Annotated in this window: 7 protein-coding genes and 1 pseudogene; 3 read left to right on the top strand and 5 right to left on the bottom strand. The window is 69.1% G+C overall.

What is annotated here, in order from left to right:
- On the bottom strand, positions 1-262 hold a 262-nt coding region (locus tag A7A76_RS10970), incomplete at its 3' end, for a hypothetical protein (protein WP_206411219.1).
- Between the two features lie 297 nt (positions 263-559).
- Here A7A76_RS10970 and A7A76_RS26510 point away from each other — a divergent pair.
- On the top strand, positions 560-970 hold the full coding sequence (locus tag A7A76_RS26510) for a hypothetical protein (protein ID WP_206411218.1): 411 nt from the start codon (positions 560-562) through the stop codon (positions 968-970).
- A gap of 274 nt (positions 971-1244) precedes the next feature.
- On the top strand, positions 1245-1778 hold the full coding sequence (locus tag A7A76_RS10960; protein WP_206411217.1) for an SRPBCC family protein: 534 nt from the start codon (positions 1245-1247) through the stop codon (positions 1776-1778).
- Here the strand turns inward: A7A76_RS10960 and A7A76_RS26505 are convergent.
- Positions 1724-1873: a DUF6053 domain-containing protein gene (locus A7A76_RS26505; protein WP_428995126.1), complete on the bottom strand. Its 150-nt coding sequence runs from the start codon at positions 1871-1873 to the stop codon at positions 1724-1726. The genes A7A76_RS10960 and A7A76_RS26505 overlap by 55 nt on opposite strands.
- Between A7A76_RS26505 and A7A76_RS26500 the strand changes: the two are divergent.
- A pseudogene (locus tag A7A76_RS26500) lies at positions 1803-1982 on the top strand (DUF6053 domain-containing protein); the annotation flags it as partial. The gene A7A76_RS26505 and the pseudogene A7A76_RS26500 sit on opposite strands and share 71 nt — an antisense overlap.
- Here A7A76_RS26500 and A7A76_RS10955 read toward each other — a convergent pair.
- The 3 genes from A7A76_RS10955 to A7A76_RS10950 form a co-directional block, all read right to left on the bottom strand.
- Complete coding sequence (locus A7A76_RS10955) at positions 1939-3363, bottom strand: serine hydrolase domain-containing protein (RefSeq protein ID WP_206411216.1); 1425 nt, start codon at positions 3361-3363, stop codon at positions 1939-1941. The pseudogene A7A76_RS26500 and the gene A7A76_RS10955 overlap by 44 nt on opposite strands.
- A gap of 87 nt (positions 3364-3450) precedes the next feature.
- Entirely contained in the window at positions 3451-3645 is a 195-nt protein-coding gene (locus tag A7A76_RS26495; RefSeq protein ID WP_428995127.1) for a DUF6053 domain-containing protein, read from the bottom strand.
- Positions 3646-3811: 166 nt separating this feature from the next.
- Complete coding sequence (locus A7A76_RS10950; protein ID WP_206411215.1) at positions 3812-5404, bottom strand: choline dehydrogenase; 1593 nt, start codon at positions 5402-5404, stop codon at positions 3812-3814.
- Positions 5405-5735: the final 331 nt, after the last annotated feature.

The raw sequence follows: 5735 nt of genomic DNA, 5'->3' as shown, positions 1-5735 counted from the left end.
GTTCGCCGACGACGCGCGCGCGCGCGCCGGTCGCGCCGGCGCGGCCGGCGGGGCGAAGAAAAATTCGCCGGGGTTGTTGACAGTAGGAAAAAGCGTGATTAGGTTTCGCCCAGCAGACGTTTCCTGCCACGAGAGTGAGAACAGCCAGCGCGACAACACGCAGCACAACTCGAACCTCCGCCCGGATTATCAAAACGGTGGACGCAGGGTTCGCTTCCTCTGCAGAAATGTTGGCCCCGCTCTCTTTGCCGATGACATCCAAAGTCCCGATGACATCGCTGGCGTCCTGCTATGCACCCGGTACGCGTTCGGCGGCCCGGGTTTTTGTTTGGCCGCGCGGTTGCGCGGCCGCCCCTGCCCCCCGCTTGGGCGGGCCAGCCATCGATCCGGTCGCCGCCACGGCCGGATGCGATCCCCGATCCGTTCCGACGCGCCTCGCGCGCCGGCGGTTGCACGCGGGTCCGACTCCCGCGGCTCTGCCACCACAGAGTCTTTATCTACTGGGCTTACCGCACCACCACTGATCATCCCTGATCAACCACTGACGAGGAGCCATCCCATGGCCGTTAAGAAAGCCGCTAAGAAGTCCGCCGCCAAGAAAGCGACGAAGAAGGTCGCCAAGAAGGCCGGCGCTAAGAAGGTCGCCAAGAAGGCCACCAAGAAGACCGCCAAGAAGGCCGTGAAGAAGGTCGCCAAGAAGGCCGTCCGCAAGACCGCCAAGAAGGCCACCAAGAAGACCGCCAAGAAGGCGGTGAAGAAGACCGCGAAGAAGGCCGCCAAGAAGGCGACCAAGAAGACTGCGAAGAAGGCCGCCAAGAAGGCCACCAAGAAGACCGCCAAGAAGACCGCCAAGAAGGCGGCCAAGAAGACTGCCAAGAAGGCCGCCAAGAAGGCCCCGAAGAAGGCCGCCAAGCGCGCCCGCAAGCCGAAGGCCGCCGCTCTGCCGGCGACCCCGGCTCCGCTGATCTGAATCAGCGCCCCGATTAAGCCGTAATCAGACTCTCTCCCCGCAGCCCAGGCGGGGGGAGAGTTTTTTTATGGGCGGCCGTTGGCCGCGGCGCTGCTCGCCCAGTTCGCCGCTGCCCGGCGATGCGTCGCCGGCCCCGACCCCGGTCGCGGCGTCGCTCACCGAGCCTCACCCGCGCCGAATCGCGGCGCCTCCCGTCGGCCGCCCGCCCGACATTCCCGCGTACGCGCCGCGACGGCGCTAGGATCGGTGCGTAGCCACCGCCGGGGATCGCGCCGTGAACGCTCTGCTCAAGGGTCTGTTCTATCTGATCGTGCTGCTCGCCGTGGTCTTCGCCGGCGGCGGCCTGCTGTTGCCGGACAAGACCCATGTCGAACGCTCCGCGGTGATCCAGCGGCCGCCGGCGCAGGTGTTCGCCATGCTCGACTCGTTCAAGCGCTTCAACGAATGGTCGCCGTGGTATGCGCTCGAGCCGGAGGCGAAGTACCGCTACAGCGGGCCGGAGTCCGGCGTCGGCGCGGGCATGGCCTGGGAGGGCAAGCAGGTCGGACGCGGCAGCCAGCGCATCGCCGAGTCGGTGCCGCACAGCCGGATCGCGGTCGCGCTGGACTTCGACGGCAGCCAGGCCACGGCGACCTACACCCTCGCCGCCGAAGGCGACGGCACCCGGCTGACCTGGGCACTGGACAGCGACCACGGCTACAACCTGATGGGGCGCTGGATCGGCCTGCTGATGGAGAAGATGGTCGGCAAGGATTACGAGCAGGGGCTGGCGCGGCTCAAGCAGGTGATGGAGAACGAACCGGGCTGAGGGCGGGTTCTTGTAGGAGGGACTTCAGTCCCGATGCCTTCCTTTCCGATCGCCGCGATCGGAGCCAAGAGCATCGGGACCGAAGTCCCTCCCACCAGCGAACGCCGCAAACGAAAAGGCCCGCCGAAGCGGGCCTTTCCCTTGCCGATTCCGCCCCCGCCTACTTCGGCGCCGCGGTCGACTTCTGCGCGTTGCTGCCGTTGATGTCGCGCGCCGGGCCGACGCCTTCGGAGGCGTACAGGCCCGGGTCGTCGAAGCCGTCGACGTCGAGCCAGCGCTGCACCGGCATGCCGATGGCGCGGTCGAGGATGGTCGGCAGCAGCCCGGTCGGCAGGCCGCTCTCGCTGTTCCACAGCACCGCGATGCCGAGGTCGCGCTCGGGCATCATCGCGACCATGCCGCGGTAGCCCTGGACCGCGCCGGCATGGAACACCACGCGATGGCCGGCGTAGTCGAACACGCGCCAGCCCAGCGCGTAGCCGGCCGAACCGATGCGCTGGCGGCGCCAGCTGGAACCGCGGATCTCGCTGGGCGTGTCCACCAGCGGCTGGTGCAGGGTGGCCAGCAGCGGCAGCGGCAGCACGTCGGGGCGGTGGCCGGTCTGCGCGATCAGCCACTGCGCCATGTCGCTGGCGCTGGCGTTGACGCCGGCGGCCGGCGGCAACTGGTAATAGGTCGGCTTCGGCGTCACCGAGGCCCAGCCGCCGCGCGCGCGCACGTGCGGCTTGGCCCAGCGCGCGCTGGCGGTGATGCCTTCCAGGCCGAGGCTGGCGTCGTTCATGCCCAGCGGCTTGAACAGGCGGCGCTGCACTTCCTGGCTGTAGAAGTCGCCGGTGGCGGCGAAGACCACGTCGCCGATCAGGCTGAAGGCGATGTTCTGGTAGCCGTAGCAGGTGCCCGGCTGGCAGGTCATCGGCGCGTAGGCGAGCTTCTGGGTCAGCACGCGGTAGTCGGCGTAGTTCTCCAGGTCGCGGTCGTAGGTGTTGTGGCCGAGGCCGACGCGGTGGCTGAGCACGTCGGCGACGGTGACGTTGTGCGCGGCGCTGGAATCGACCAGCTGGAAGCCGGGCATGTAGTCGACGACCTTGCTGTCCCAGCGCAGGGTGCCGTCGTTGACCAGCAGGCCGGTCAGGGTGCCGGCGAAGCTCTTGGACAGCGAGGCCAGGCGGAACACGGTGTGGGCGTCGATCGCCTCGGCGTTGCGCACGTCGGTGATGCCGTAGCCGCGCGCGCTGAGGATCTGGCCGTTGTGGACGATGGCCATGGCCATGCCCGGAATGCGCTGGTCGGCGACCATGGCCTGGGCCATCGCCTCGAACTGCTGCACGTCGAAGCCGGCGGCCAGCGGCTGCACGCGCACATTGGCGTTGGCCGGCGCGCCGATGCCCAGGCCCTGCGGCGCGGTGCCATCGCTGCCCTGGCCGCGCGCGACCGCGTCGGTGGACACCGGCGCGGGCAGGGACGGGTTGGCCGGTTGCCAGCGCAGCGAGGTCTGCGCGGTGGAGCCGAGGGTCAGGGTGAGCAGCGCCGCGAGCGCACTCACGCGCCAAGGGGTGAGTGAGCGTCGGGAAGGATCGCGTTTCATCGCTCAGCGCCTGCAAAGACCGGGTGGCCCGATTCTAGCTCCGATCTCAGGGAGTTGGGCAACAACCGCATTCAGGTTTATGTTTTTTCAGGGATTAATTGTTTTTCTGCAAACCGCGGCGCGGTCTGGGGATGTGGCCTTTGGGTGGCGCGAAAGTGCGGGGCTGGGCGGCTGCGAGGCAGGGCGGGTGGAGGCTGTTGTGGGAGGGGCTTCAGCCCCGATGCTCTTGTGCCGGATCGCCGCGATCAGACCGAAGGGCATCGGGGCTGAAGCCCCTCCCACAACAGCCAACGACTCCCACAGTCTCGGCCCGATCGCCGATCGCCGATCGCCGATCGCCGAATCCCGAATCCCGAATCCCGAATCCCGAATCCCGAATCCCGAATCCCGAATCCCGAATCCCGAATCCCGAATCCCGAATCCCGAATCCCGAATCCCGAATCCCGAATCAAACCCGCCCGCGAATCAGATCCGCTGCGCGCTCGGCGATCATCATCGTCGGCGCATTGGTATTGCCGCCGATCAGAGTCGGCATCACCGAGGCGTCGATCACGCGCAGGCCTTCGACGCCGCGCACGCGCAGGTGCGGGTCGACCACCGCGGCGTCGTCGCTGCCCATGCGGCAGGTGCCGACCGGGTGGTAGATGCTCTCGGCCTTGGCCCGCACGAACGCTTCCAGGCCGGCGTCGTCGAGATCGTCGCGGGCCGGGAAGATCGGCGCGCCGCGGTAGCCGTCGAAGGCTTTCTGCCGGAGCAGATCGCGCGAGAGCTTGGCGCATTCGATCGTCATCTTCAGATCGAAGCCGTCGGCGTCGCCGAGGTAGTTCGGATGCAGGCGCGGCTTGTCGCCGGCGCTGGCGCTGGCCAGTTCCAGATGGCCGCGGCTGCGCGGGCGCAGGAAGCAGGCGTGCACGGTGTAGCCGTCGCCGGGCAGGCGGTGGCGGCCGTGGTCGTCGAGCATCGCCGGGACGAAATGGAACTGGATGTCGGCGCGTTCGTCGCTGGCGTACTGCGAGCGCACGAAGCCGCCGGCCTCGGCCATGTTGCTGCTGCCGATGCCGCTGTGGCCGCGCAGGAAGTAATCGAAGATCACCTTGAGCTCGCTGGCGCGGTCGTAGGTGATGCGCTGGGTGGCGTGGTAGAGCGTGCAGATGTCGAGGTGGTCCTGCAGGTTCTGCCCGACCTGCGGCGCGTCGGCCAGCACCTCGATGTCGTGCCGGCGCAGCTGCGCGGCCGGGCCGATGCCGGACAGCATCAGCAACTGCGGCGAATTGATCGCGCCGCCGCACAGCAGCACCTCGCGCGCGGCGCGCTGGTGCAGCGCGCTGCCGCCGTGGCGGTAGACCACGCCGGTGGCGCGGCCGCGTTCGAAGGTGATGCGGTTGACCAGCGCGCCGGTGACCACCTGCAGGTTGCGGCGCTCGCGCGCCGGATCCAGGTAGGCGACCGCGCTGGAGCAGCGCGCGCCGTTCTTCTGGGTCACCTGGTAGAAGCCGAAGCCCTGCTGCTGCGGGCCGTTGAAATCGCGGTTGCGGGCGTAGCCGGCCTGTTCGGCGGCGTCGATGAAGGCCGACGACAGCGGGTTGGTGTGGCGCAGGTCGGACACGTACAGCGGGCCGAGGCTGCCGTGCAGGGCGTCGTCGCCGCGGCTGTTGCGCTCGCTGCGCTTGAAGTAGGGCAGGGCGTCGTCCCAACCCCAGCCGCGCGCGCCGAGCGCGGACCATTCGTCGTAATCGCCGGGCACGCCGCGGATGTAGCACATGGCGTTGATCGAGCTGGAGCCGCCGAGCACGCGGCCGCGCGGCCACCACAGGCGGCGGCCGTCGAGGTTGGGTTCCGGCGCGGTGTCGTAGTCCCAGTTCACGCCCTTCTGGTTGACCAGCTTGGCGATGCCGCCGGGCATGTGGATGAAGGGGTGGTAATCGCGCGGGCCGGCTTCGATCAACAGCACCCGGGTGTCGGGATCCTCGCTGAGGCGGTTGGTGAGGACGCAGCCGGCCGAACCGGCGCCGATGATGATGTAGTCGAACTCGGAGGGCACTGGCGGTTCCCGCTATGGCGCGGCGTGGCGTGCGGCGCTGATCGGGCGACCGTAAGCGCCGTGGCTAGAGTAAATGCTCCCAACGATCCGGCCCCGCGCCGGCGGCCGCGTATTGCCGTGTAGGAGCGGCGCGAGCCGCGACCGCGACATCGCGCATGCGGCGCGACCGGCTACCCCGCGGTCGCGGCTCGCGCCGCTCCTACAGGGCAAGCCCGGGGACCGACCCGCCACGCGCGGTGGTAGCGGTACGCGCCGCCTTTGGGCTACCGTGCCGGCAATCGCGCGGCCGCCACGGCGGCGCGGGGCGGCGGCGGCCGCGACGGGCCCGGGA

The organism is Lysobacter enzymogenes (assembly GCF_017168095.1).
GTDB lineage: Bacteria > Pseudomonadota > Gammaproteobacteria > Xanthomonadales > Xanthomonadaceae > Lysobacter > Lysobacter enzymogenes_D.
Note: the sequence above shows the minus strand (reverse complement) of the source record. Positions and strands in the feature narration are given on the sequence as shown.